This window comes from Desulfovibrio sp. 7SRBS1 (assembly GCF_049723905.1).
GTDB lineage: Bacteria > Desulfobacterota > Desulfovibrionia > Desulfovibrionales > Desulfovibrionaceae.
Map to the genome: position 1 here is coordinate 1,847,624 of NZ_JBJKFD010000001.1, position 24,369 is coordinate 1,871,992.

Annotated in this window: 24 protein-coding genes and 1 pseudogene; 11 read left to right on the forward strand and 14 right to left on the reverse strand. The window is 57.4% G+C overall.

Going from position 1 to position 24,369, the window contains the following annotated elements; translation table 11 throughout:
* Positions 1-70: 70 nt before the first annotated feature.
* A complete protein-coding gene (locus ACI0FJ_RS08545; RefSeq protein WP_424301790.1) occupies positions 71-457 on the reverse strand; it encodes a winged helix-turn-helix transcriptional regulator in 387 nt (128 codons plus the stop codon).
* 117 nt (positions 458-574) lie between these two features.
* Here ACI0FJ_RS08545 and ACI0FJ_RS08550 point away from each other — a divergent pair, with 117 nt between their 5' ends.
* Together ACI0FJ_RS08550 and ACI0FJ_RS08555 are read left to right on the forward strand one after the other, a co-directional pair.
* Positions 575-1,180: a flavodoxin family protein gene (locus ACI0FJ_RS08550; protein ID WP_424301793.1), complete on the forward strand. Its 606-nt coding sequence runs from the start codon at positions 575-577 to the stop codon at positions 1,178-1,180.
* A gap of 162 nt (positions 1,181-1,342) precedes the next feature.
* The gene (locus ACI0FJ_RS08555; RefSeq protein WP_424301796.1) at positions 1,343-2,158 is read left to right on the forward strand and encodes a nitroreductase family protein; all 816 of its coding nucleotides are present in this window, start codon (positions 1,343-1,345) and stop codon (positions 2,156-2,158) included.
* A 402-nt stretch (positions 2,159-2,560) separates the two neighbouring features.
* Here ACI0FJ_RS08555 and ACI0FJ_RS08560 read toward each other — a convergent pair whose 3' ends face one another.
* From ACI0FJ_RS08560 to ACI0FJ_RS08575, 4 genes are all read right to left on the reverse strand, one after another.
* On the reverse strand, positions 2,561-3,133 hold the full coding sequence (locus tag ACI0FJ_RS08560) for a GDSL-type esterase/lipase family protein (protein WP_424301799.1): 573 nt from the start codon (positions 3,131-3,133) through the stop codon (positions 2,561-2,563).
* 112 nt (positions 3,134-3,245) lie between these two features.
* Entirely contained in the window at positions 3,246-3,896 is a 651-nt protein-coding gene (locus tag ACI0FJ_RS08565) for a LysE family translocator (protein WP_424301802.1), read from the reverse strand.
* Positions 3,897-3,963: 67 nt separating this feature from the next.
* On the reverse strand, positions 3,964-4,422 hold the full coding sequence (locus ACI0FJ_RS08570; RefSeq protein ID WP_424301805.1) for a pyridoxamine 5'-phosphate oxidase family protein: 459 nt from the start codon (positions 4,420-4,422) through the stop codon (positions 3,964-3,966).
* Positions 4,423-4,442: 20 nt separating this feature from the next.
* Positions 4,443-5,135 carry a type 1 glutamine amidotransferase gene (locus tag ACI0FJ_RS08575; RefSeq protein ID WP_424301808.1) on the reverse strand — a complete coding sequence of 231 codons (693 nt, stop codon included), beginning with the start codon at positions 5,133-5,135 and terminating at the stop codon, positions 4,443-4,445.
* 89 nt (positions 5,136-5,224) lie between these two features.
* On the opposite strand from ACI0FJ_RS08575, the gene ACI0FJ_RS08580 reads away from it, so the two are divergent.
* From ACI0FJ_RS08580 to ACI0FJ_RS08600, 5 genes are read left to right on the forward strand one after another with little or no spacing between them, the layout of a single operon-like run.
* Positions 5,225-5,908 carry a TIGR04283 family arsenosugar biosynthesis glycosyltransferase gene (locus ACI0FJ_RS08580; RefSeq protein ID WP_424301811.1) on the forward strand — a complete coding sequence of 228 codons (684 nt, stop codon included), beginning with the start codon at positions 5,225-5,227 and terminating at the stop codon, positions 5,906-5,908.
* Positions 5,905-6,579 carry a TIGR04282 family arsenosugar biosynthesis glycosyltransferase gene (locus ACI0FJ_RS08585; protein ID WP_424301814.1) on the forward strand — a complete coding sequence of 225 codons (675 nt, stop codon included), beginning with the start codon at positions 5,905-5,907 and terminating at the stop codon, positions 6,577-6,579. The genes ACI0FJ_RS08580 and ACI0FJ_RS08585 overlap by 4 nt, the downstream gene beginning before the upstream one ends.
* A 26-nt stretch (positions 6,580-6,605) precedes the next feature.
* A complete protein-coding gene (locus ACI0FJ_RS08590) occupies positions 6,606-7,850 on the forward strand; it encodes a glycosyltransferase family 4 protein (RefSeq protein WP_424301817.1) in 1,245 nt (414 codons plus the stop codon).
* Complete coding sequence (locus tag ACI0FJ_RS08595; protein ID WP_424301820.1) at positions 7,847-8,821, forward strand: NAD-dependent epimerase/dehydratase family protein; 975 nt, start codon at positions 7,847-7,849, stop codon at positions 8,819-8,821. Before ACI0FJ_RS08590 ends, ACI0FJ_RS08595 begins: the two co-directional genes overlap by 4 nt.
* Entirely contained in the window at positions 8,821-9,852 is a 1,032-nt protein-coding gene (locus ACI0FJ_RS08600; RefSeq protein WP_424301823.1) for an MraY family glycosyltransferase, read from the forward strand. Before ACI0FJ_RS08595 ends, ACI0FJ_RS08600 begins: the two co-directional genes overlap by 1 nt.
* 286 nt (positions 9,853-10,138) lie before the next feature.
* Here the strand turns inward: ACI0FJ_RS08600 and ACI0FJ_RS08605 are convergent, their stop codons facing one another.
* The gene (locus tag ACI0FJ_RS08605) at positions 10,139-11,218 is read right to left on the reverse strand and encodes a linear amide C-N hydrolase (protein ID WP_424301826.1); all 1,080 of its coding nucleotides are present in this window, start codon (positions 11,216-11,218) and stop codon (positions 10,139-10,141) included.
* Positions 11,219-11,391: 173 nt separating this feature from the next.
* Between ACI0FJ_RS08605 and lpxK the strand changes: the two genes are divergently transcribed.
* Both lpxK and rnr read left to right on the forward strand, forming a co-directional pair.
* Positions 11,392-12,483, forward strand: a complete 1,092-nt coding sequence (lpxK, locus tag ACI0FJ_RS08610) for a tetraacyldisaccharide 4'-kinase (protein ID WP_424301829.1) — start codon at positions 11,392-11,394, stop codon at positions 12,481-12,483.
* Positions 12,480-14,690, forward strand: coding sequence for a ribonuclease R (rnr, locus tag ACI0FJ_RS08615; RefSeq protein WP_424301832.1), 2,211 nt, complete (start codon positions 12,480-12,482; stop codon positions 14,688-14,690). Before lpxK ends, rnr begins: the two co-directional genes overlap by 4 nt.
* A 71-nt stretch (positions 14,691-14,761) precedes the next feature.
* Here rnr and ACI0FJ_RS08620 read toward each other — a convergent pair whose 3' ends face one another.
* Positions 14,762-15,865 carry a phospholipase D-like domain-containing protein gene (locus ACI0FJ_RS08620; RefSeq protein ID WP_424301835.1) on the reverse strand — a complete coding sequence of 368 codons (1,104 nt, stop codon included), beginning with the start codon at positions 15,863-15,865 and terminating at the stop codon, positions 14,762-14,764.
* A 91-nt stretch (positions 15,866-15,956) separates the two neighbouring features.
* Between ACI0FJ_RS08620 and ACI0FJ_RS08625 the strand changes: the two are divergent.
* A pseudogene (locus ACI0FJ_RS08625) lies at positions 15,957-17,171 on the forward strand (IS5 family transposase); the annotation flags it as partial.
* Between the two features lie 476 nt (positions 17,172-17,647).
* Here the strand turns inward: ACI0FJ_RS08625 and ACI0FJ_RS08630 are convergent.
* From ACI0FJ_RS08630 to ACI0FJ_RS08650, 5 genes are all read right to left on the reverse strand, one after another.
* Complete coding sequence (locus tag ACI0FJ_RS08630; protein WP_424301837.1) at positions 17,648-18,850, reverse strand: MFS transporter; 1,203 nt, start codon at positions 18,848-18,850, stop codon at positions 17,648-17,650.
* Positions 18,851-18,930: 80 nt separating this feature from the next.
* Positions 18,931-19,305, reverse strand: coding sequence for a MerR family transcriptional regulator (locus ACI0FJ_RS08635; RefSeq protein WP_424301840.1), 375 nt, complete (start codon positions 19,303-19,305; stop codon positions 18,931-18,933).
* Positions 19,302-20,036 carry a 6-phosphogluconolactonase gene (pgl, locus tag ACI0FJ_RS08640; RefSeq protein WP_424301843.1) on the reverse strand — a complete coding sequence of 245 codons (735 nt, stop codon included), beginning with the start codon at positions 20,034-20,036 and terminating at the stop codon, positions 19,302-19,304. Before pgl ends, ACI0FJ_RS08635 begins: the two co-directional genes overlap by 4 nt.
* Positions 20,037-20,254: 218 nt before the next feature.
* Positions 20,255-20,884 carry a LysE family translocator gene (locus ACI0FJ_RS08645; RefSeq protein WP_424301846.1) on the reverse strand — a complete coding sequence of 210 codons (630 nt, stop codon included), beginning with the start codon at positions 20,882-20,884 and terminating at the stop codon, positions 20,255-20,257.
* A gap of 361 nt (positions 20,885-21,245) precedes the next feature.
* On the reverse strand, positions 21,246-21,800 hold the full coding sequence (locus ACI0FJ_RS08650) for a cysteine hydrolase family protein (protein WP_424301849.1): 555 nt from the start codon (positions 21,798-21,800) through the stop codon (positions 21,246-21,248).
* Positions 21,801-21,908: 108 nt separating this feature from the next.
* On the opposite strand from ACI0FJ_RS08650, the gene ACI0FJ_RS08655 reads away from it, so the two are divergent.
* Positions 21,909-22,883, forward strand: a complete 975-nt coding sequence (locus tag ACI0FJ_RS08655; protein WP_424301852.1) for a GlxA family transcriptional regulator — start codon at positions 21,909-21,911, stop codon at positions 22,881-22,883.
* A gap of 113 nt (positions 22,884-22,996) precedes the next feature.
* Here the strand turns inward: ACI0FJ_RS08655 and ACI0FJ_RS08660 are convergent, their stop codons facing one another.
* Positions 22,997-23,686, reverse strand: coding sequence for a TVP38/TMEM64 family protein (locus ACI0FJ_RS08660; RefSeq protein ID WP_424301855.1), 690 nt, complete (start codon positions 23,684-23,686; stop codon positions 22,997-22,999).
* A 279-nt stretch (positions 23,687-23,965) separates the two neighbouring features.
* Complete coding sequence (locus tag ACI0FJ_RS08665) at positions 23,966-24,208, reverse strand: hypothetical protein (RefSeq protein ID WP_424301858.1); 243 nt, start codon at positions 24,206-24,208, stop codon at positions 23,966-23,968.
* Positions 24,209-24,369 lie beyond the last annotated feature (161 nt).

Here is a 24,369-nt window from a genome sequence, read left to right on the forward strand (position 1 = left end):
TTGTTCACAGCAAAAGGCAAGTCGTCCAGGCGGGCACACTCCGGCGCATCCTCTTCCAGACTCCAAGCCGCTATTTTTTCTCGGAATCAGCCCCGCGCAGCGCTTCGCCGCCGTTCAGAAATTCCTCGTACGATGCGCCCCAGTCGCGCATCTGCTCCAGAATCGGAATAAGGCTCCGGCCCATTTCCGTTAGCGAATATTCCACCTTGGGCGGAACCACGCGGAACACCTCGCGGTGCACCAGACCGTCCGTTTCCAATTCGCGCAGCTGCTTGGTCAGCATCCGTTCGGTCACCTCGGGGATGGTCCGACGCAATTCCCCAAAGCGAAGCGCCTTTTCCTGCGACAGATGCCATAAAATAACCGGCTTCCACTTGCCGCCTATGACCAGGAAGGCCAGTTCAAAAAAACATTGGTATTTTCTGCCATTCAGAATTTTTATTGGACAAACGCTCAACTGTCTTCCCCATTGCTATACTTTTTGTAAGTACCATACAAAAAAGTTGGTACTTGCTCTGAAACGAGATAAGGGTATGGTATGCCATCTAACAACGTCAAGTCTGGAGGAAGCCTCATGTACGCAATCGCAATAAACGGTAGCCCCCGCAAAGGCGGCAACACGGAATGCATGCTCAACCATGCCCTTATACCCCTGGCCGAAGCAGGCTGGGAAACACGTCTTATCCAGGTTGGCGGACAGCCTGTGCGCGGCTGTATGGCTTGCAACAAGTGTGCAAAAAACCAGGACAAACACTGTGCCATCACCACGGACATGTTCAACGAGGTCATGGACGAAATCGTCCGCGCCGATGCCGTCATCATCGGTTCCCCCACTTACTTTGCGGACCTGACTGCGGAAGCCAAGGCCGTGCTCGACCGCGCGGGCTATGTGGGCCTGTCCAACGGCGGCCTGCTTGCGGGCAAGATAGGCGCGGCCGTGGCTGTTGCCCGGCGCGGCGGTGCCGTACCGGTCTTCGACAGCATCAACCATATGTTTCTTATGAGCGGAATGATAGTTCCCGGCTCCACCTACTGGAACATGGGCATCGCCCTGCGCCGCAAGGACGTTCTGGAAGATGCCGAGGCACTCGCCAACATGACCAACCTGGGCCAGACCATCGCCTGGCTGGGCGAGGCCATCAAACCCAAACTGGGCTCCTTTCCCAAGGCCACCTTCTAGTGTGCTGTCCCCCAATTTTTAGGAGAAGCACTACCTGAAAAGCGCTGTTTTCAGGCTGCTCACGCCGCCAAAAGCTGCGCATGGCGGACTATGCCCCACCATAACGTGCCGCGCATACTGCGGCAGATATAAAGAGACTCATTTAAAGGACACAAGCCAGCCATGAATCTTATACAAGTAGACGCTGAAAAATGCGTCCAATGCGGAAAATGTATCCGGGCCTGCCCAGCCTACGTACTGGCCATGGAGGGCGACCTCCCCGTGGCCGTTGCGCCCGAGAGCTGCATACGGTGCGGCCACTGCTCCGCCATCTGCGACCAGGACGCCTTGGTCAACACCCTCTGCCCCCCGGAAGGCCAGCCCCTGCTGGAAGACTTCCCGGTGCTGGATGCCGAAAAAGCGGAACTGTTCCTGCGTTCCCGGCGCTCCATCCGCTGCTACAAAAAAAAGCCGATTTCCCGCGAAGAACTGACGCGGCTTGTAAACATCGCCCGGTTTGCGCCCACTGCCAGCAACACCCAAAACATTGCCTACCATGTGGTGGACAACAAGGAACTGCTGGCTCAGATTGTGGAATCGGTCATCGTCTGGATGGAAAAGGAAATCGAATCGGGCCAGCCCTTTCACCCCTCCCTGCCGGGCCATGTGCGGGTGTACAGGTCACAGAGGCAGGAGCCCATTTTCCGCGGCGCCCCCCAGCTGGTTGTGGCCACGGCCCCCAAGACCCTCCGCACCAGACGCGACAACACGGTCTTCTGCATGGCCTACATGGAACTGTTCGCGCCTTCGCTCGGCCTGGGCAGCTGCTGGGCCGGACTGTTCGAGCTGTATGTGAGGTCCAACCGGGAATACATCGAGTCGCTTCTGTCCGTCCCTGAGGAAAGGGAAATCACCGGAGCGGTCATGGTCGGGTATCCTGTAAACAAGTATCCTCGCCTGGTGGACAGGGACCCGCTGGACATCCATTGGGTCGACTAGTGTGATGTCCGCAAAATACGCAGACGTATTTTGCGGAGGACCGCGACCTGAAAAATGCGATTTTCCGGTACGCTCACACCGCCTTTGGCGGTGCATGGTGGGCTTTGCCCCCATGTGTCGTGCCGCTCGTTCTGCCGCATGCATAATGATGCGGATTTGACGGACGCGACACTAGCCCCAAAACATCCCGCCCCCCAACCACCCAAAAAAAATAAAAAACTCCCGGACATGCCTCACAGCGTATCCGGGAGTTTTTACATGGCCAATCATGTCCGCATTTTCATTGGAGCCCCAGCAGCGCGTCATTTCCATTCATTGCATTCAAAAGACAGGAATACACGCGGCACCTCACCAGGGCAGCCATGCGCCGCCCAAGACATAACTCGGGCGGACAACAGAACATTAACTGATAAGCGCCCGCCACGCGCCCCACTGACAAATGCGCAGGGCAATGGCCTCGTATCCGTCTTCGCAGGGATGTGCGCCGTCACCGGCCTTGAGGGCATCCGCATACTCGGGAGTATCGGAGAGCGAGATATGCATGGGCAGGTAGGGCACGTCCAAGTCCTTGCATACTCCGCCGAACGCGCTGGACAACGCGGCAACCTGTGAATCCTTTTCCGGGTCCAGCACGGGAAACGGGCCTATGACCACGGTGGGGCACGTTGCGGAAGCGGTCTTTACAAACTGCCGCGCGGCCAGAATGGTCTTGTCCGCGTCGATATTGTTCATAACGTCGGCCACACCGAAGTTGAGGATAAAGCCGGACGGTTCGTCCCCCGCAATGCGGGCCGCAGCTTCCGTGGGCCAGCGGTCCTTGATCCGTTCCAGGATGTCGGCACGTACCCCCATGTTGTACACGGTAAGGTCGTAACCGGCCCCTTTGGCCCAAAGAGCCAACCGTCCGGGCCAGCCCAGACATTTTTCATCGCCGGTCCCCAGGGTGAGGGAATCGCCGAAACAACAAATACGCATATTCAATCCTCCAAAGCATGTTGTCTGCCAAAGCATGTTATCTGTAAATCTGGTAGGGGTTGCAATAAAGACCGTCTTTCCCTCGGCACAGGAAAAGCGGCGGGAACTTAGGCTACACGCCGCTCTTCGGCAGCCAGATGGTGGCAAGGGCCAGCAGGCCGAAGGCAATAATAACCAGAGCGGAAATTTTATGCACCGTGCCCAGCCGATGGGCCAGCTTGTCCCGCAGGTAGGGGCCGCCAAAGGCAATGGCCAGCCACCACAGCCCGGAACCGCAGAACACGCCCAAAACCAGGGATATGCCGTGGATCAGCCCGCCGCCGGGCTGCCCCAGGCCAAGACCTGCGAAAATCACGGCAAAGGCCAGGATGGTCATGGGGTTGGCCAGGGTGAGAAAAAACGTGGACATGAACGATCCGGCCATGTGGCGGGAGGACTGCTCCGGGATGAAATGCGGGACTTCCTTTTCCACATACATGCGGCTGCCGATACCAACCAGGAACCCGCCGCCCACAAGCTTGAGCCAAAAGGCGTGGCCGGTCAGAAACGAGGACACCACGGTCAGCCCCATGGCCGCCACCAGCCCGTACAGGCTGTCGCCCAGAGCCGCCCCAAAACCCGATGCCAGTCCCATGCGCACGCCACCGGTTACGGCGCGTTGCAGGCACAGCAGCCCAACCGGGCCAACAGGCATGGCAATGGTGACGCCCACGACCATTCCCTTGAGGAACAGCACAAGGGGATGAACCCACAAATCCCACATTCCGGCGCTCCCAGGGACACAAATTAGAACGAAAATTCAACCAGGAAAAAACAACACCCCAGAATACTCAGTCCGCTCTGCGCTTGCCGGTCATTTCCTGGATGCGCAGCTTGAGCACGAGCATACGGCCCAGGTATTTTTCCTTGTAGTTGCAGTCACAGGGCGGATAAGCCGCCATAAGCACGTCCAGCCCTTCGCGTATGGCGTCCACATCGCGCAGGATGACCACCTGCCCCCGTCCCATCACGCTTTCATAACGCATGGTGTAGTCGCAGGCATTGTCTCCCGTAACCAGCTCCTCGTGCAGGACCACGGAAAAGGCCACATTCCTGTCACGTTCCAGGCATTCGACTTTTTTGCCTTCGGATGCGCAGTGCATGTACAGGCAGCCGTCCGCATAGGCATAGTTGAGAGGTACGACATACGGATACCCGTTGTCGTTCACGGCCAGGTGACAAATTCTGCCCCGCCGCAGCATATCCTCCACCTCATGGAGGTCGAACACTCCGCGCTGTTTCAGCCGCATGGAAATCTCCCTTTCTTCTTTCAATCCTGCACAAGCCTGTCCAGCAGGCCGAACAGAAGTTCCCGCCCCTGCAAAGCAGAGACGTTGCGACGCAGGGTTTCCACATCCTGTACATACGTGCCGGGACGCAGATCATCCGCACAATTTTCCAACAGCCGCTCAATGGATTCGGGCGTGCATTCCAGATGAAACTGCAGCCCTACGCACGTTTCCCCCAGGCTGAAGCCCTGTACCGGGCAGCCGGGCGTGGAAGCCACAACAATTGCCCCCCGGGGCGGCAAGGCAACCATGTCACCGTGCCAGTGCATGGCGTCGAACGTTTCGGGAAAACCGCTCATTGCCGAGGCACGCCGGGCATCGGGTGCAAGCTGCACCGGAAAAACGCCTATTTCGCGTTCCGACGAGCGGTCCACTTCGCCGCCCAGAGCGTCGGCAATAAGCTGTGCCCCAAGGCAGATGCCTAAAACCTTCTTTCCCCGGGCAACGGCCATTTTGATAAGCTGCTTTTCCCATAGCAGAAAAGGGTAGCGGTCTGCATCCGTCACGCTCATGGGACCGCCCATGATGACCAGCAGATCGAAATCCTCCGGCCGGAGTTCCCGGCCGCCTTCCCAACACAGGGTGCGGCTCAGATCGTGGCCCCGCTCTTTGGCCCATTCGCCTATCAGGGCCTCGTTTTCAAAGGGTACGTGTTGCAACACATTCACGCGCATGCTCTCTCTCCTTGCACCGGTCCGCTGGCTGGCCTAATGTAGCCCATGCCCCGACCGCTATTGAATATAAATACATGCCGCAAACCGACATGAACCGCAAATTTTCCGTCATCATTCCCGTTTTCGGCGAGGCGGACGGCATAAACGCCCTGCTCGCCCATGTGCAGGCCATTGCCCCGCACGGAACGCAGATTGTGGTGGCGGACGGCCATCCCGAACATACCACGCTGGCGGCTATAAGCAACTTTCCCGAGGTCGTCCGCTGCGCCGCGCCCAAAGGACGGGCCGTGCAGATGAACGCGGGCGCGCATACGGCCGAGGGCGAAATTCTCCTTTTTCTGCATGCGGATACCCGCCTGCCCTGCGACGCCTTTGCCGTAATGAACGCCGCAATCGACGCGGGCCACCCGGCCGGAGCCTTCGACCTGTGCATCGACGCGCCCGGTCCGCTCTTCGCCCTCATGTCCCGTCTCTCCAGCCTGCGCAGCCGCCTGACGCGCATTCCCTACGGCGACCAGGCCCAATTTTTCCGCCGCGATATTTTCGACCGATTGGGCGGCTACCCGGAACTTCCGCTCATGGAAGACGTGGAAATCATGCTTCGCCTCAAACGGTTGGGCCTGCGCCCGGCCATTTCCCGGCGGGCCGTGCTCACCTCGGCCCGGCGCTGGCAAAAAGAGGGCGTGTGGTCCTGCACACTGCGCAACTGGACCATAGCAACCCTGTATTACCTGGGCGTGTCCGCGTCCAGACTGGCGAGGTTCTATACATGACGCGCCGACAGATTCTTTTTTTCGTCAAATTTCCGGAGCCGGGCAAGGTCAAGACCCGCCTGGCCCGCAGCCTGGGGGACAAAACAGCGGCCCGGCTGTACGCCGCCTTTGTGGACGACATGATAAACATGCTCCAAAAGACCCGCACGCCCGTGGCCGTGCACTTTGCCCCGCCCGAAATGCAGCAGGCCATGCGCCGCTGGATGGGGCCGGCCATGCCTTTGGTGTCGCAAAGCGGCGCAGACCTGGGCGAACGCATGCACACCGCCTTTGCCCATGCCTTTACGCTGGGGGTGGACCAGGCCGTACTGCTGGGCAGCGACCTGCCCGACCTGCCCCACCAAAACATCGAGGCCGCCTTCAAAGCCCTGGATAGCCACGACTGCGCCCTGGCACCGGCCGGAGACGGAGGCTACCACCTTATAGGCTGCAACCGGGACAGTTATTCCCCCACTGTTTTTCAGAACATCACCTGGAGCACTCCGCAGGTGTTTGCCCAGACCATGCAGCGCATGGACGAGGCGGGTCTGTCCTGCGCCCGGCTGCGCGAGTGGCCGGATATTGACACGATGGACGACTTGAACCACTTTCGGGAGCGGTTGCGACAACACCTGGACCACGGACGCAGCATCGTCCCGGCCACATTTTCCATTCTGAACGAAATATTTTAACACGCACCGCCCCGGAGCACTGCCGCATGGCCCCGACTTCCGCAGCAATTGCAGGCCGCAAACCGCGCCTTCTGTATATGACGCCCAACGAATGGGTATTTTGGATGCATCGCCGCGAACTGGCCATGCAAGCCATGGAACGTGGCTTCGAGGTCCACATCATCACCCCGCCGGGCAAGCATCGGGCCGAGTTTGAAAAAGCGGGCTTTCACTACCATCCCATCCGGCTGCACCGCAAAAGCGTGAACCCGCTGCTGGAGCTGGTGGCGGCCTGGGATACCTGGCGCATCATGCGCCGCGTCCGGCCCGACATCGTGGACCTGCGCGCGCTCAAGTCGCACCTATACGGCGGTCTTTCCGCCCTGGCCTGCGGAACACAGCGGATATTCTGCGCCGTCACCGGCCTGGGCACCCTGTTTTTGTCCAACGCGCTACGCCACAGCCTGCCCCGCCGCATCATTGCCGTGCCCTTTGGCCTGTTTTTGCGCGGCAATCCCCGCGTGACCTTTCTGCTGGAAAATCCGGACGACCGCGACGAGTTCACGGCGCGCGGCATGGCCGCCAAGGAGCAATGCGTGGTCATGCATGGCACGGGCGTGGACATCACCCGCTTTTCCCCGGCACCAGAACCGGAAGCAGGCCCGGATGTTCCCGTCATCGTCGAGACCCACTGCCGCCTTATCCGCGACAAGGGGGTACGCGACCTGATGGTGGCCGCCCGCATTCTGAAGGAACGCGGCGTTCCCTGCCACTTTCGGCTGGCAGGCCAGCCCGATACGGGCAATCCATTTCCCATCTTCGAGGACGAACTGCGCGACTGGCAGGAGCAGGGCCTTGTGGAGTGGCTGGGATATGTGGAGGACACGCCGAACTTCATCCGCCAGGCGCATATTTCCTGCCTGCCCTCCTACCGGGAGGGAACCCCGGTGGGGCTGATGGAGGCCGCGGCCTGCGCCCGCCCCATCATCACCACGGACGCCCCTGGCTGCCGCGAAACCGTGGTTGCCCACGGCCCCCACGCCAACGGCCTGCTTGTGCCCCTGCGCAATCCAGAAGCCCTGGCCGATGCCTTGGAAACCCTGGCCCGCGATCCGCAAAAACGGCAGGCCATGGGACGTGCCAGCCGCAAACTGGCCGAAGAGAAATTCGATGCGGCCCGACTCTGCACCGCTATTCTGAACCTGTACGAACACAGCCTGCCCGAAATATTTCCGCCCGATTCACCAAATTCTGGCCGAAAATCGCCGGGCAGTCCGGAGAACGACTTATGAGTGCCACAGATTCCCGCTCCCCCCGCGTCCTGGTTACGGGCGCCAACGGCTTTATTGGCCGCCCCCTGTGCAAAATCTTAGACCAGCGCGGCTTCAAGGTACGTGCGGCCATGCGGTCGCCCCAGGCCGTGGAGGGTGCGTCCCAGGTGGTCATCGGCGACATCAGCGGTTTTACAGGCTGGAACGAAGCGCTCTCGGGCGTGGACACGGTCATCCATCTGGCGGGCCGGGCGCACATAATGGACGACACGGCCGCCGATCCCATGGCCGAATACCGGCGCATCAACCGCGACGCCCTGGTACGCCTGGCCGAAAGCGCCTCGCGCCAGCAGGTACGGCGCATCGTCTTTGTCAGCACTATCAAGGTGCTGGGCGAGGCCACCAATTCCACCCCGTTTCGCCACGACTCGCCAGCCGAGCCGGTCGATCCCTACAGCCGCAGCAAGGCCGAAGCCGAAGACGCCCTGAAGGAAATTTGCGCCACAACGGACCTGGAATACACCATTGTCCGCCCACCCCTGGTCTACGGACCGCACGTACGGGCAAATTTTCTGCGCCTGCTCAAACTGGCCCGTAACCTGGGGGCCAACCCCTTTGTGCTGGTGCGCAACCGCCGCAGTCTGGTTTCCGTAACCAACTTGGTCGATGCCCTGTGCACCTGCGCGGTCCATCCCAATGCAGCGGATCAGACATTTCTGGTCAGCGACGGCAGCCCTGTTTCCACGGGCGAACTGCTCTCTGTGCTGGCGCGGGCCATGAACCGCAAAACCCTGCCCCTGCCCGTGCCCTCGGCCATGTTCAAGCTGGCTGGCTCCATGGTGGGCAAAACAAAGGAAATCGACCGCCTGCTCGGTTCGCTGGTTGTGGACGACTCCCACCTGCGCAACCAACTGGACTGGACGCCGCCCCAGACGTTCCAGCAAGGTGCCGAGGAAACCACGGCCTGGTTTCTGAAAGAAAAGGACGCGTAATGGCCGGATTTACCGTCTACCTTCCCATCATTCTCGGTTCGCTGCTGGCCCTGTTCATTGCGCTGATGGCGACCGGCCATGTGCTGCGCTATGCGCGCAAGGAATTGCTCGATACGCCCAACCAGCGGAGTTCGCACACCACCCCCACCCCCACGGGCGGCGGACTTGGCTTTCTGGTGGGATTTTTTATTGCAGGGCTGGCCGTAGCCATGTTCAGCCCGTCCATGGCCGTTACCGACCCGTTTTCCCTGCTGTTTCTCTGCCTGCCCCTGGCTATTACCGGATTTATCGACGACAAGCGGGGCCTGCCCCGCAGCCTGCGCTACGGCGTGCAGCTTGCCACGGCAGCCATTGCTGTCTGCTGGTGCGGCGCACCCGTACTTCCCGCCCAGCCGGAACTGACCTCCCTGCCCGGCTACGGCACGGCCTGGGTCATCCTCTCGTGGGTGCTGGTGGGTATCGCCATTACCGCGGTCGTCAATTTCACGAATTTCATGGACGGCATGGACGGCTTTGTGGGCGGCATGTGCGCGCTCATCTTCGGGTTCTGCGCCCTGTGGTCCGGCCATACCATCTGGTGGCTGCTGGCCGCGGCCCTGGTGGGGTTCCTTTTCTGGAACTGGCACCCGGCAAAAATATTCATGGGCGACGTGGGCAGCACCCCGCTGGGGCTGTTCGTGTGCATCGCCCTGCTGACCCAACAGCGGGGACAGGTTCCCCCGGCCTGGCAGCTGGCCGTGCTGCTGCCCATGCTGGGCGACGCCATGTACACGCTGATCCGCCGGGCCATTCGCGGGGACAATATTTTCCAGGCCCACCACAGCCACATCTACCAACGGCTGATGCGTTCGGGCCTATCGCACTCCAAGGTCGCGGGCGGATACATCATCCTGACCCTTATCTGCGGCCTGCTGGTGACCTTCAACCAGCAGCTGGGAGGCATCGCAGCCCTGGGGCTGTGCATGGTCGCCATGCGGGGCGCGGAAATGCGCATCGCCCGAAAAAAGGTCCCGTTCGCACCGGGTGAATAGACGTAAAAAAAAGGAAGCGAGGGGAAACCTTTTAAAAAAGGTTCTCCCCTCGCGCTCCCCTTCCAAAATTTTTCAACATTGTTCGTAAAATATTTCTTTTCCACCTGCCCACTTCCACGGGCCGAACAAATTTTGTTCCCGGCAAGGCGCAGTTTGCTTCTGACAGGGGGCTCAAAAAGGTGCGAGAGCAAGGCGCAAGGCAAACTCAAGACCGACGCGTATTTCCTGATACGCGAGGATTTGAGTTTGCCTAAGCAACGAAGCTATCGAGCCTTTTTCGGCAGCCTCAGTGGTGCTTTGCTCCTGCAAAGGTGAAAGGCTCCGTCGCAACAAACTGATCGCTCACCTCGCCCACAAACGAATACTTGTGATCCACAGTCAGCTTTTTCACCCCGCTTCCCTTGGAAAAATCCAGCTTCTTCAGGTCGATGCTGATGGTGTTCCAGCCATAGGCGGAGTCGAAGTAGTACACGCGGTGGCCATTATCGGCCACGGTGCGCCACACCGTATAGAACACGGGAGATTTGGCGTCTCCACTGACGCCAAAGGGCACGGACAGATTGCGCATGACCGAAAACATGTCGGTCACGGCCTGCCGGACGGATTCCGGTTTGGGCAGCCGCGCCTCGTAAAATCCGCCCCGAACAAACCGGTCCGTGGAGCCGGAGGAACCGGGCAGAAAGGAGTGTCCGCCCTCTTTTTTCCAATAATCCGCCAAGGCAAGCTGCTTGTCGTAAGGCGGCGAGTTGGTCACCACCTTGTAGTCTTTGCTGTGATAAATCTGGAGCGTGCCGTGGATAAACTCGAAAATAGCGGAATCGCCGCTGGCATCGGACAGGACAAAATGCAAGGCCGGGAGACGGGAACCGGAGCCGGGAATGGGCGGGCCAGCAATCTGAATCTTCGGGTGGCTGGCGTCGCGCATGGCCTGTACGGCCTCGTCCACACTGGCGAAGTTGTCCAAGAGGTACTGCACAAAAATGGAATACGACATTCCCGGCCGGGTCACGTCGCGCTTGCCGTAGTCGGATTCGGAAAGATTGAGCAGCCCTGCGGACAGCCCTTTTTCGTTCAGTCCGTCCGTGGTCACGACATCGAACCCCGTGGTTATCACGCTGCCGTATTTGGAGGTCCAGCGGACGGGATTCTCCGCCACGGCTCCGCTACGCTGCATGCCGCGCGGAAAGGCCCAGATATTGGAATGTATTTCCTCGTACCAGTCCATGGTGCGTCCGGTAAGAACACCGCCTTGGTTCTGCCCGTTTCCCTCGTACACGTGGACCACACGGGAGCAGGCCAAGGCATCCCCGCCAAAGGCCCCGCTGCATAAAAGGGCCGCAAGCAACCCCATGAAAATCCTGTACATATAGTGTCTCCTTGCGCATTCAGTCTCGTTTTGCCCCTATAGTCCCGGGCAGACAGAGGAGTCAACGCCCCAATGCCGGTCGCTCTCCCCCCAGGCCCTCCCGCCGCAAAACAAAAACAATTCCGTCACTTATTCGCTTTACTTTGCACGGTCTTTTTCCCTACCATCTCCGCATGCTTGTTCGTGCCGCACACCATCTGCTTTCCCCGCTGGGCACAGCCTACGGCTGCATCATGCGAATGCGGGAACGTCTGTACGCCAAAGGCGTGTCCAAATCCTGGACGCCCTGGCGCCCGCCCGCTCCCTGCGTGTCCGTGGGCAACATCGCCATGGGCGGTACGGGAAAAACCCCGCTGACCGCCTGGATTCTGCAACATGCCGCCCAATGCGCGGTGACTCCGGCCTGCCTTACACGCGGCTACCGGGCAAAGCCGCCCGAACTGCCGTATAGGGTCCGCACGGACAGCAACCCGGCCCATTCCGGGGACGAACCCCTGCTGCTGGCCCATGCCTGCCCGCAGGCGCACATCCTGGTGGACCCCAAACGAACCCGCTCCGGCCGCTATGCGGCCAGCCACCTGCACCCCGGACTGTACGTTCTGGATGACGGATTCCAGCACATGGCCGTGGCCCGCGACCTCAACCTGGTGCTGTTGCGGCCCGAAGACCTTACCCGCGACTGGAACCGCGTATTCCCGGCCGGATACTGGCGGGAGTCCGCTTCTGCCCTGCGCCGGGCCGACGCCTTCTGCATTAAGGCCGAACCGGAGATGTTCCACGCCTTGGGCGGGCTCATCACCGACCACCTGCAACCATTCGGCAAGCCTGTTTTCGGCTTTCATCTGGAAGGGCGCGACCTTATAAACCTTTGTACAAACAAAACCATTGCCAACTTGGACAATGCGCCTTATCTCTTCGCCGCAGGCATAGCGCACCCGGATCAGGCCGCGGACACAGCAACAAAATTTCTGGGCAAAGCCCCGGAAGCGATTCAATCCTTCCGCGACCACACGAATTTCAATTCCGACGACCTGAACCGCCTGACGCAACACGCCGAAAAATCCAGCGCCGCGCATGTAGTGGTAACAGAAAAAGACGCCGTCAAAATCGCACATCATCTTCCGCAAAAGACAGCATCCGCCACTTTCCCCAACATCTGGGCCTTGCGCACGCAGGTCGTTTTTTCGGGCCTTATGTTCGGCCCGGACGGATTTTCACAATTTTTCACAGGCTGGCTGCAAGCCGCCAAGGAACATTTCGCATGAGCAAAAAGAAAAAACGCTCGGACTCTGCACCGCAAGACCAAAAGAGCTCCCCCCAAAAAAGCTCCAAGAAAAAAGGAGCCCACGGCAAAGAACAGGAGCCGGTTGTGGACGAACGGTCCGTGCTCCGCGTTTTCAAATCCCGCCAGAAGCCTCTGACCATGTCCGAGATTATGCGCGGACTGAAAGTACATAAAAAAGAAAAGCAGCACATATTGCACATCCTCAACAGCCTCTCCGACCAGGGCAAGGTGCTGCGCACCCGCAGTGCCTGGGGGCTTACCGAGTCCATGAGCCTGTGCAAGGGCACCTTGCAGGTGCAGCGCTCCGGGGTCGGCTTCGTTATTCCCGAAGACAAGCGTCGGCGCGACATCTTTGTAAGCCCGCGCGACTTCAACGATGCCTGGCACGGCGACAAGGTCGTGGTGGCCCTGACCCGAGAGGCCGGAAAACGTCACGCCGAAGGCCGCATCGTGCGTATCATTTCGCGCTCCATGAAGCGCATGCCCTGCCGCGTCATCAAGCAGCTGGGGCAACAGTACTACCTGTGCCAGCCCTCGGACGTACGCCAGACCGCCAGCTTCATGGTGGAGCAGCCAGAGGACCAGCCCGAACTCAAGCCCGGCCAGATCGTGGTGGTGGAACCCGTCGAAAAGCTGGACCGCGAGCTGTGGAACGGCGAAGTGATTGAAAACTGGGGCGACGAATTCGACGTGACCGTGCAGGAGCATATGGTCAAGCTGAACCACAACGTGCCCTCGGAATTTCCCCAGGCCGCCTTGCAGGAAGCCGCCGCGTATCCGCCCGACCCCACCGAGGAAGACTTCGCCCACCGCAAGGACTTGCGCGAAATTCCTTTCGTCACCATCGACGGCGCCCGGGCCCGCGACTTTGACGACGCCGTGTACGTGGAGCGCCTTGGGCAGAACGGCTACCGCCTGTGGGTGGCAATTGCCGACGTAAGCCACTATGTGCGCCCCGGCAGCGCCCTGGACAAGGAAGCCTACGAGCGCGGCAACTCCTACTATTTTCCGCGCTCCGTGGAGCCCATGTTTCCCGAGGCCCTTTCCAACGGATTGTGCAGCCTCAATCCCAACGTGGACCGGCTGGCCGTGGTCGCCACCATAGACTTCGACGCCAACGGCATACCCGGCGAAACCGACTTCTGCACCGCCGTCATCCGCAGCCACGCCCGCCTTACCTATGCCCAGGTCAACCGGGCCGTAATCCTCAAGGAACAGGAAGAGCGCGAAACCCTCGCCCCGGTGCTGGAACATCTGGAGCTGGCCGAAGAGCTGGCCCGCAAGATCCACGCCCAGCGTTCGGAGCGCGGCAGCCTGGACTTTGACCTGCCCGAACCGGAAATACTTTTCAATATCTACGGCGAAACCAGGGACATCCGCCCCAAGGCGCGCCATTTCGGCCACCAGATCATCGAGGAATTCATGATTGCGGCCAACGAGGCCGTGGCCGAACGGCTGGAAGGCATTGGCCAGCCCCAGCTTTTCCGCATCCACCCGGAACCGGACCAGGAAAAGCTGCGTTCGCTGTTCAAAATCATGTCTAAGACCGAACTGGGCATGGGCCTGCCCCAGGAACCGGAACCGCGCGACATCCAGGTGCTGCTGCAAAAGGCCGAGGGCACGGATGCCGAATACATGGTAAGCCGACTGGCCCTGCGCACCATGATGCAGGCCAAATATTCACCGGTAAACGAGGGCCATTACGGACTGGCAAGCACCTGCTATTGCCACTTCACCTCGCCCATCCGGCGCTATGCGGACCTGACCATCCACCGGGCTTTGAAATATTCCATGGGCGACCTTCCCGAACGTCCGGACAGCTTCAAGAAGCTGCTGGTTGTGGGCAACCACATCAGCGCCACGGAACGCACCGCCATGGAAGCCGAGCGGGAAATCCTCAAGCGGCTGACCGTGCTCTTTTTGCAGGACCATGTTGGCGAGGAATTCACCGGCGTGGTCAACTCCGTGGCCGAGTTCGGATTTTGGGTGGAACTCAAGGAAGTGATGGCCGAAGGGCTGGTGCGCGTCTCCACGCTGAACGACGACTACTACTCGCTGTTCCAAGAGCATCAGGCCCTGGTGGGACAACGCACGGGCCGTTCCTTCAAGCTGGGGCAAAAGGTCAAGGTACGTCTGGAAGACGCCAACATGGCGCTTCTGGAAGTGGACCTGCGGCTGGTGGATTAAGGCCTGCCTAAGATAAGAAAAAAGCAAAACGCCGTGGTGCTTTGGTACTACGGCGTTTTGCTTAGAAAAACTTATTTCTTTTTTGGATTGTAATAAAAAACATCAAGCAAAGCCGCTCTACCTTCCCAGATCTTCCTTTCTTCTTTATTTTTAGGACGTTCCGAATTCCACCATGCACAATCCATTACTCGCTCAACGACTTCATCCCAGTAGTTATTGAGATTGATTCGGTTTGGAGGAATCCCGAAGTCTGCACAAAACCCGTCTTTATTGGCCCCACTTAAGCACAAAAAATAATCTGGCCGTTTCATTGCCAACAAACGAGTCCCAGTGCCAAGGGATTCTGAAGAAAACAACTCTTTAAATTTACTTGCAAAGATAGAATATTGTTTTTTAGAAACTTTCCCAGAAGATGGAATCGCATCAAGCGCTTCTGAGATTGCAATATTATTTTTTCCTATTTCTTTTTGAAAATTTGTAGCCCTCATCATACGTCCAAAGTAATCCCATTTTTCCTTTCCTTCATTCCCCACGCGTGACACTCCTGCAATATTTTGCCGAGTTTCAGAATCAAGTTTAACAAATTTATTTTTTTTAAAAATACTCCTTGCATCATTCAGAACATTCATACGTATTTTAAAATCTAAATTGGGATCATTCTTTACCTCAAGAAGATATTCTTCCCAGGAAAGTTCACAAATCGGATTTTCTCGAGTTCTCTTTTTATCCCCATATCCACCTTGGAGATCCCGCCTACGTAAATAAGCTTTTCTCCAAGCACTTCGATATTTATTAATTCCTTGTTTGGTCAATTTCATGCCCTTTGAAAACACCTCATCAAAATAATCATTTTTCATCTCTCCGAATTCAAATTCATCATTTTCATCATCCAAAAGTGCAGCACACTCATCATTTCGAGAAAATGCCGCTGAAGTAAAATTCGCACTTCCAATTATACATTTCCAACCATCACGCATTGTAAAAAAATAAAGCTTAGGATGAAATACACCACCAGAAGACGAAGCAACTCGAACGCTTTCATTACCGATGAATTCCTCAAGAAAATCTGGATGGGTTTGATAGAAATGAGTTCCAACAATCATTTTTTCAATTTTATTCTTATTCTTAATTAGTCGGGCCTGAAATATCTCTAGTGGATTGATTTTTATTAACAATTCTCCTTGTACAATGTAGTATTTTCGACCAGAGAACGTTGTGAATTCGTATAAAACCGGTCGAAATGATGCAGCGAATGGCGGGAGAATCATGAGGGCAAAACCCAAAAAACAGCCGCAGGGTACGTTCCTTTACCCAGACCTTCTGGACCAGCTCAATCCGAAGGCTCCGCTCCTTCAATTGGCGAGGAGAATTCCCTGGGGGCGATTCGAGGAGGAGTTCGCCGGACTCTACAGCGACCAAGGTCGGCCAGCCAAGCCGCCCCGGCTAATGGTCGGGCTGATGCTGCTCAAGCAGTTGGAGAATCTGAGCGACGAACGGGTCGTGGAGGCATGGACGCAAAATCCCTACTACCAGGCGTTTTGCGGTATGACCGAGTTCCAGTGGAAGCTGCCTTGCGATCCCACGGATTTGATCTATTTCCGCAAGCGCATTGGCGAGGACGGGGCACGACTGATTTTCGAGGTCTCCGTGGAACTGCACGGTGATGACGCCAAAGAACGAGAGATCACGGTGGATACCACGGTCCAGGAAAAGAACGTAACCTTTCCTACCGACCTGAAGCTTTTGACCAAAGTCATCGAGGGCTGCCGTAAGATCGCGGACAGCGAAGGCGTCGGTCTACGCCGCAGCTTCAAGCGCACGCTCCCCAAGCTTCGGCTGAAACGGATGAAGATGGCCAAAAAGGCGAGGAAGATGCGGACAATGGCTGGTGCCTTGATCCGTGAACTCCGGCGCAAATTGCCGGGCGAAGCCCTGGGCCGCCACCAGGAGCGACTTGACCTGTACGAGCGGGTCAAGGACCAGAAACGAAGCGACAAGAATAAGGTCTACAGCCTACACGAACCCGATATTCTCTGCATCTCCAAGGGTAAAGCGCACAAGCAGTACGAGTTCGGGCGCAAGGCGTCCATCGCGGTCACAAAAACTACGGGTATCATCGTCGGCGCGATGTCGTTCAACGAGAACGTCTACGACGGCCATACGTTGCCGGATGTCCTCGAACAGTGTTGGGAGGTCACCGGGGTCTGTCCGTCCATGGCGATCTGCGACCGAGGCTACAGGGGCCTGAATCAGGTCGGTGACACGCAAATCCTCATCCCAAAGCCTCCGAAGAAGAAGGACACACCGTACCAGCGCCTTATGGCGCGGCTCCGCTTCCGCCGTCGGGCGGCTATCGAGCCGGTGATCGGCCATCTCAAACACGATCACCGCATGGCCCGGAGCTATCTCAAGGGCGCGGTCGGCGACGCCATTAACTTGTTTATGGCCGCAGCGGCGTTCAACTTCAGGAAGTGGATGCGGAAAATCGGAGAGTTTTTTGCGCTCTTGGCGTTTCTGCTCCTCGGCAAAGACTCAAGCCGACGGCTGGCGGAAAATGTGGCGTAGAAGCTGAAACGGGTTTTTCAGGCCTGACTAATTAAAGCTTTAAAACATGGATGATGTGCAGATGCCCAGGCAACAGCAACGTACATAGATTTGCATTCCTCTATTAGCTCGACCAGCTCCTCGCCAATTGCCTTCCCAGAAGAAAGAAATTTCATGGTACCCTCAAATTTTAGATAATAAATAATTATATGTTAAAAAATAACATTATCACTTCACTCTGCAATGTTCCAGCTTACTTACTCTCAATTAGCCACCACAGACACACCCTCACTACTCATAACTCACTCTGCCGTGCGTTGGACGATTTCCATCTCTTGATCCTCCATGGGGGACCAGAATTTTAAAGCCGCGACATCCAAATATGCCGCGGCTTTTCTTTTCCCCAAAAGACTCTATTTCCCCTTCTCCCTTGCCCACATCACACCGGCGATAACCAAAGCCAATGTGACCGACGCGGTGCATGCCCTAACGATTCCCGGCCAGCCGTAGCCATCCCACACCCCGCCCAGCGCAATGGAAGCCACGCTTCCACCACCGATGCAGAACAAAATGTAGAGCGAAGACGCGCTGCCCATGGATTCCCGGGGGATCAACCGGCTGATAAGAAAAAGCAGCAAGGGCTGGCAGGAATAGGTGCCCAGAAAAACCAGGAAAATACCCAGCGCCACAAACGGAACGGACAGGCTCCAGCCCATGCACTGCAACCCCGCCAGGCAAATCAGCAGACCGGGCAGAACAACCCGGTACACGCCGACCCGTTGCGCCAGGCCGCCTGCAAACGGTGCGACAATGGCAATAAAACCGGCAAAACTGATATACCCCACCTGCCCGGAAGTGAATCCAAAGGCCGGGCCGGTCAGACGATAGGTCAAAAAGGTCACGGCGCCGAGAAAGCCGAAAAACAGGCAAAAGCCGGTAAAAAAGACCAAGGCCGTGGCCGGACGCACCAGCAGCCGCAACATATTGCCGTACTGTTTCGCAAGTCCGGTCTCCATTCCCCGGCCTGATCCGCCTTCCAGCAGGCGAAACGTCCAGACGGCAAGGCAGGCGAACACAACGGCAAACACCCCATAGGTCGTGCGCCATCCCACGACATCGGTCAGCACGCCCAGCGAAACCCGGCCCACGATGATTCCAAGGGTGGCCGAGGCCACCACCGCGCCGATGTATGCACCCAGCTTTTTGACCGGTGCCAAAAACGTAACGTAGGGGATCATGGCTGCCGGAACAATGGCGGCAGCGACTCCGGTCATCCCCATGCTCACAAGGAACAGGGAATAATCGTGGACAAGCGAGGCCCAGCCCAGCAGCAGGGAAAGCAGGACCAGCCCCATGGTTGCGACGGTGCGGGGATTGAAGGAGTCCACAAAGGGACCGACAAAAAAATACGCCAGCGCGTAGCACAGGGAAATGACGCTGAAAGAAAAGCGAGCGTCCTGAACGGCAAGGGAAAAAGAAACGGCCAGATCACTAAAAACAGCCTGGTTCATGAACACGGTTGCCACGGCAAGCATGGTGACAAGGCAGGCCGTGCCCATGCGCAAAAGAAGCTTATCTACCTTTTTCGGCTGTTGTTCCCCATACGGAATACTCATCGAAATCCTCCAAACGGTTTGATTGCATCGGGGAAAATTTCCCCGAACATCAAAGCGTAGCGCTTGGAGTCCGCTCTAAGTCAAGAGTCTTGAAAGGTTTTTTTCATCTTATTCCAAACTTTGAATATGGATATTTTTTCATCCATCATTTCAATCTGTTGCAGAATATCCTTATGCATCTCCTCAAGCCGTGCCCTATGTTCTTCCAAAACTTTCAGCCGTTCGCATTCCGGCCCGCAACAATGGTGGCGCAAACTGGCGAACTTTTTGATCTCCTTGAGAGGCATGTCGGCGTCCGCCAGCCGCTTGATGTAACGCGCCCACTTGATATTGCGGCGGGAATAGTCCCGGTGCCCGCTGGCATCGCGCTCCACCTCCAGCAGGCCGAGCTTCTCGTAATACCGCAAGGTATGCGCACTCAGCCCCGTGAGTTCGGAAAATTCACGAATTTTCATTGTTCACCCAATGGGTCCATTTCCTTTACAATCCACACCAAAGTGCCGTTCTTTGGACGAACATGGCGTGCAGGAACATCAGCCCTTTGCAAAAGTATCTCCCGGACAATATCTTCCTTGGCTGGCCCGGTTGCCAGAAAAACACAGGTTTCCGCATTGTTGATCACGGGCAGGCTGAGTGAAACACGGGCATGCTGCGTTCCGGCAGTGTGCACAAGAGTATTTTTTCCGGTCGACGCGAGGTACTCCGTTCCCGGAAACAAAGAGGCCGTATGGCCGTCTTCCCCAACACCAAGCAGCACGAGATCAATAACCGGGAGCCCATGCTCCTGTGGAATCGCCGAGTTCAACACCTCGTGGTATCTCTCCGCAGCCTGTTTTGCCGGGTACTCTCCTTCTATGCGGAGCACTTTGCCACGTTGCAGATTCGGCATGAAACGCAGCGCCATGCCATAATTGCTGTCGGGGTGCTCGGGCGGCACACATCGCTCATCCGTCCAAAGAAAAACCGTCTGCTCCCAGGGAAAGCTAGGGACATTCTGTAGTCTGGCGTAGACAGGGGCAGGAGTCGTCCCTCCGGAAAGAGCCCAAATAAAAACGCCATGTTCCTCTACAGACGTTTCAGCCCGCGCCACAATATATTCCAAAGCCTTAGTAACAAAATCTTTCTCATCGGCCGCCACATGAACCTGTGCCGGATCGCTTACGGAAAAGGCCATTCCTGACTCCATCTCACCCCTCCATAACAGCAACGCCTACGATCCTGATACGCGAGGACTGAGGTCTTTTGAAGTAAGCAGCTACATGCCTGTTTCCACAATCTTATTAGGCCGCTCAAACAGGTGCGAGAACAAGGCGCAAGAAAAACTCAAGACCGACGCGTAGTTCCTGATACGCGAGGGTTTGAGTTTTATCGAAGCAACGAAGTTATCGTGCCTGTTTCAGCGGCCTAATCGGCTACTACGGCAACCCCAGCCCCAATCATAACGCACCCCGCCGTGCCGTTGGCCCATTTCCATAGCCGGGTGGACTGGGCCGCTTCGCGCCCACGCGCGGCTAGCCAGGCGTATATGGTCACCACGCTCAGCACCACGGGCACTATGGTGCAAACCACTTCCGCCATGTCCAATGGCGTCAGCTTCGCCATGTCCACAAAGCCGGGAAGAAAGCCGCAGTAAAAAGCGATTACCTTGGGGTTCCCCAGGGTCACGCAGGTTCCGGCCAGCAATGTGCTGCCCCGAAAGCGCGTCTTTTTGTCCGTATTCGTTGCTGCAGGCTGGGGCATCTTGTTGGAAAACGCGGCCCGCAGGCTTTTTGCGCCCAACCAGGCAAGATAGGCCGCGCCAATCCACTTGAGTAGCGCAAAATATCCGCCCAGCTGCGAGGCCACCCAGCCCATGCCGAAAAGAGCCGTCAGCAGATAGACCATATCGCCCATTACCAGCCCCACGCCGAACCGCAGGCCGTGGGAAAAGCCCCGGCTGAGCGACTGCGCCACAAGGGCTGTGACTCCCGGCCCGGGAATAAGGGCAAAAACAAAGGCGGCCGCACCCAACCCCAATATTGCTTCAACAGTCATGGCTGTTCCTCCAAGGCAATAGCCTATTCGCAAACCGGTTTGGGTGTCCATGGCAAAAGATTGATTGCAAAACCTATCGCGTGGTTTCTGATACGCGTTGGTTTATTTTTTTGATTCTGCGCCGTCATCGTGCCTTTTTCAACGGCCCAGCAGGTTGCTCAAACAGGCGCGAGAAAAAGGCGCAAGAAAAATTCAAGGACGACGCGTAGTTCCTGATACGCGAGGGTTTGAGTTTTATCGAAGCAACGAAGTTATCGAGCCTGTTTCAGCGGTCTGGCAGGTTGCTCAAACAGGCGCGAGAAAAAGGCGCGAGAAAAACTCAAGGACGACGCGTATTTCCTGATACGCGAGGGTTTGAGTTTTATCGAAGCAACGAAGTTATCGTGCCTGTTTCAGCAACCTGAGCATATCCATAGCTCAATGCCGCCATATACGCCGCCTGCACCTGCGCGGCAGGTACGTCCACGCCGCCAAAAGACAAGTTCGCCGCAGCGCACGCATCGTGAACAAGCACGCACTCGTACCCCAAATCCGCTGCAGCGCGCACTCCGGCGTCCACGCACATGTTGGTCATCATCCCGCAAATCACCAGCCGCTTCACCCCACGCGCACGCAGGACGTCATCCAGTCCGGTTCCCAAAAACGAATTGGGCCTGTGCTTGACCAGCACTGTCTCCCCTTCCTGCGGTGCGGCGCACTCATGTATCTCCGCCCCACTGGTTCCGGGAATAAAAAACGTGGCACCTTCCTGCAACGATTCGTGGCGGACGTGCACTATCGGCAGCCCCTCGGCCCTGGAATACGCCAGCAGCTGTTCGGCCTGCGCTCCTGCCTGTTCTGCTCCGGGCAGGGGGTACCTTCCGCCGGGGAAATAATCGTTCTGGATGTCGATAATCAACAATGCAGTGGTTTCCATGTCGTCTCCTTGTGTGTTTCTGTTCTCCTCGTTGTAGGCAAGGAGCCCTCTTGACAGAATAGGCGAAAACGACAAAAAATTTGCTGAAAACGACATTCGGACATGCCCATGAACCATCCCCTGCACATTGCCATCCTCGCCTATGACGGTTGCGTCGCTTCGGGCGTCAGCGGTTTTTCAGATGTCCTTGCCATGGCAAATCTGCTGGGCAAAAATCCCTTGTTCGCCCCCCGCGTTTTGGCAAAACGCGGAGTTCCGGTGCGTACCTTTTCCGGCCCGAACCTCCACCCTGATGCCCCATTGGGCGCCCCTGCCCCTGAAAATTTCCAATGGGATATCCTTTTCGTGCCGCCCGCCGTGGGCGTGAAAACTCCGCCGGTCGAGCTTGTCCAATGGACGCGCAAGGCCCACGCCGCCGGAACGATTGCCTGCGCCGCCTGTTTCGGCGTTTTTGTCCTGGCCTCTGCCGGATTGCTGCGCGACCGCCCCGCCACCACCCATTGGGGATTGGCCGAGTCATTCCGCTGCCGCTACCCGAACATCCCCCTGCACACGGAACATATTCTTCTGGACCACGGCGACATTATCTGTGCCGGTGGCCTTACCGCCTACTTCGACCTCGCCCTGCACCTGATAACCCGGTTCGCCTCGCACGATCTGGCCGCATCCTGTGCCCGGAGCCTGCTCCTGGACCCCGGACGCGCCCGGCAGACCCCCTACGAAAACCTCATTGCCACCAGCTCGCATGGTGATGCAGCCATAACCGAGGCCCAGCAATGGCTGGCCCAAAACCATGCCCAGCCTTTGCTCATCAACGAACTTGCCCAGACCGTGCACCTGAGCGAGCGCACCCTGCTGCGGCGCTTCAAAAAAGCCACGGGACGCACGCCGGGCGGTTATCTTCAGGCCCTGCGCATCGAACACGCCAAACGCCTTTTGGAATCGACCAGCGAGCCGGTGGACACCATCATCACCCGGATAGGCTATACAGACGCGCCCTCTTTTTTCAGGCGATTCAAAAAGCTGACCGGACTGACTCCCGGAGAATACCGTACCCGCTTCGGGCCGCCCCGGAGCGCATAAACTGAAAAAACTGACTACGCACGAAAACGAACCGCCATAAAAAAACGGCGTGGTTCTGAACGCACGCCGCTTTTGAAGTCGTAAAATTCCTGATTCCAAACAGTGTGGACGGCTTACTCTTCCCCGTCCACGGCTTCCACGCCGGACTTTCTATACTTTCTGTATATCCGGTAGCCCCACAGGGTCGCTCCCACAAACAGCACGGCAGCCAGGCCATACCGAACCGTGGAGTTCACCCGGATGCCGCTTCCCAAAAGTGCGAAAATAAGGGTCTGCGGAGTATACCCCACAATGGACCCCGCAACAAACGGCAGCAGTGGAATGGACGTGACCCCGCCGATAAGGCAGGTCAGCAGGTTGTTGCCCACGGGCATGAGCCGCAAAAGCAGCGACATGGAAAACGGACTGGTGCTCAAAAACGCATCCACCTTGGCAATGCGCTTCCCGAACTTGGCCTGTACAAATTCCCGCCCCAGGAACCGGGCATAGGAAAACGACAAGACACAGCCAAGCCCACAGCCCAGAACCGCCACAACGGTTCCCGCCACCGCGCCGAACGCATACCCGGCCAAAAAGGCGGGAATCTGACGCGGCAGGCCTATACCCGTAAGCAGGCCCGTGCCCGCGATGAACAGCAGCCAGCCCAAGGCCCCGCGTCCGCGGATTTCGCGGTCCACCCAGGCAGTGTCGAACATATGTTCCAGTCCGCTGGCGCGGATGAACCAGCCAATGCAAACCAGCGTGCCGATAAGCACCAGGCCCTTGAGGAGTGCCTTAACAGGCGTTTTTTTATTCTGTGTCATGTTGGTTTATTAATGAGGATGCGAGGGGGAAACCTCTTGAAAGAGGTTCTCCCCCTCGCGCTCCCCTTTCCAGAACTTTTTAATAGGCGAATAAATTTCCCACAATTTTCGTTAAGTCTCGTGACAGATGCCAAGGTCGGGTAAGTTTTGTTTCCGGCAAGGCGGCAGGTATAAATTGAGGTGGGGACAGTAGTTAAACCTACGGCCCCGCACTCAATTTGTGACTGCCAACGCAGCCGGAAGCGAAAATCGCCTGACCTTCATCAACAACAAAAAAAGCTATTGGACCTTAGGCTCCACCTCTTCCCCTTCCGCCTCCATGACCTGATCCACAAAAGCCCTCAACGCATTACGGTGCTTAACGAATGCAATGGAAAGCCCCACAACCAGATACATCTCTTCGGAAGCTTCGTCGTCGCCCTCGTACAGATTTTCCAGGTAAATGTCGTGCGAACCGTTTCCGCGCAAAACAAAGGCAGAGTCTGCCGGATCAAGCTCGATGATGGTCTTTTCTTTTTCCATGCAATCTCTCCCACAATTTGCGCCAAGACTGATATCGCAAAACCAAGGTCGGGTAAGTTTTGTTTCCGGCAAGGCGGCAGGTATAAATTGAGGTGGGGGCCCAGTAGTTAAACCTACGGCCCCGCACTCAATTTGTGACTGCCAACGCAGTCGGAAGCGAA

Bases quoted from the DNA above. Each gene is read 5' to 3' on its own strand.
- ACI0FJ_RS08550 (WP_424301793.1), top strand. From the start codon at position 575: ATGTACGCAATCGCAATAAACGGTAGCCCCCGCAAAGGCGGCAACACG.
- ACI0FJ_RS08555 (WP_424301796.1), top strand. From the start codon at position 1,343: ATGAATCTTATACAAGTAGACGCTGAAAAATGCGTCCAATGCGGAAAA.
- ACI0FJ_RS08560 (WP_424301799.1), bottom strand. From the start codon at position 3,133: ATGCGTATTTGTTGTTTCGGCGATTCCCTCACCCTGGGGACCGGCGAT.
- ACI0FJ_RS08565 (WP_424301802.1), bottom strand. From the start codon at position 3,896: ATGTGGGATTTGTGGGTTCATCCCCTTGTGCTGTTCCTCAAGGGAATG.
- ACI0FJ_RS08570 (WP_424301805.1), bottom strand. From the start codon at position 4,422: ATGCGGCTGAAACAGCGCGGAGTGTTCGACCTCCATGAGGTGGAGGAT.
- ACI0FJ_RS08575 (WP_424301808.1), bottom strand. From the start codon at position 5,135: ATGCGCGTGAATGTGTTGCAACACGTACCCTTTGAAAACGAGGCCCTG.
- ACI0FJ_RS08580 (WP_424301811.1), top strand. From the start codon at position 5,225: ATGAACCGCAAATTTTCCGTCATCATTCCCGTTTTCGGCGAGGCGGAC.
- ACI0FJ_RS08585 (WP_424301814.1), top strand. From the start codon at position 5,905: ATGACGCGCCGACAGATTCTTTTTTTCGTCAAATTTCCGGAGCCGGGC.
- ACI0FJ_RS08590 (WP_424301817.1), top strand. From the start codon at position 6,606: ATGGCCCCGACTTCCGCAGCAATTGCAGGCCGCAAACCGCGCCTTCTG.
- ACI0FJ_RS08595 (WP_424301820.1), top strand. From the start codon at position 7,847: ATGAGTGCCACAGATTCCCGCTCCCCCCGCGTCCTGGTTACGGGCGCC.
- ACI0FJ_RS08600 (WP_424301823.1), top strand. From the start codon at position 8,821: ATGGCCGGATTTACCGTCTACCTTCCCATCATTCTCGGTTCGCTGCTG.
- ACI0FJ_RS08605 (WP_424301826.1), bottom strand. From the start codon at position 11,218: ATGTACAGGATTTTCATGGGGTTGCTTGCGGCCCTTTTATGCAGCGGG.
- lpxK (WP_424301829.1), top strand. From the start codon at position 11,392: ATGCTTGTTCGTGCCGCACACCATCTGCTTTCCCCGCTGGGCACAGCC.
- rnr (WP_424301832.1), top strand. From the start codon at position 12,480: ATGAGCAAAAAGAAAAAACGCTCGGACTCTGCACCGCAAGACCAAAAG.
- ACI0FJ_RS08630 (WP_424301837.1), bottom strand. From the start codon at position 18,850: ATGAGTATTCCGTATGGGGAACAACAGCCGAAAAAGGTAGATAAGCTT.
- ACI0FJ_RS08635 (WP_424301840.1), bottom strand. From the start codon at position 19,305: ATGAAAATTCGTGAATTTTCCGAACTCACGGGGCTGAGTGCGCATACC.
- pgl (WP_424301843.1), bottom strand. From the start codon at position 20,036: ATGGAGTCAGGAATGGCCTTTTCCGTAAGCGATCCGGCACAGGTTCAT.
- ACI0FJ_RS08645 (WP_424301846.1), bottom strand. From the start codon at position 20,884: ATGACTGTTGAAGCAATATTGGGGTTGGGTGCGGCCGCCTTTGTTTTT.
- ACI0FJ_RS08650 (WP_424301849.1), bottom strand. From the start codon at position 21,800: ATGGAAACCACTGCATTGTTGATTATCGACATCCAGAACGATTATTTC.
- ACI0FJ_RS08655 (WP_424301852.1), top strand. From the start codon at position 21,909: ATGAACCATCCCCTGCACATTGCCATCCTCGCCTATGACGGTTGCGTC.
- ACI0FJ_RS08660 (WP_424301855.1), bottom strand. From the start codon at position 23,686: ATGACACAGAATAAAAAAACGCCTGTTAAGGCACTCCTCAAGGGCCTG.
- ACI0FJ_RS08665 (WP_424301858.1), bottom strand. From the start codon at position 24,208: ATGGAAAAAGAAAAGACCATCATCGAGCTTGATCCGGCAGACTCTGCC.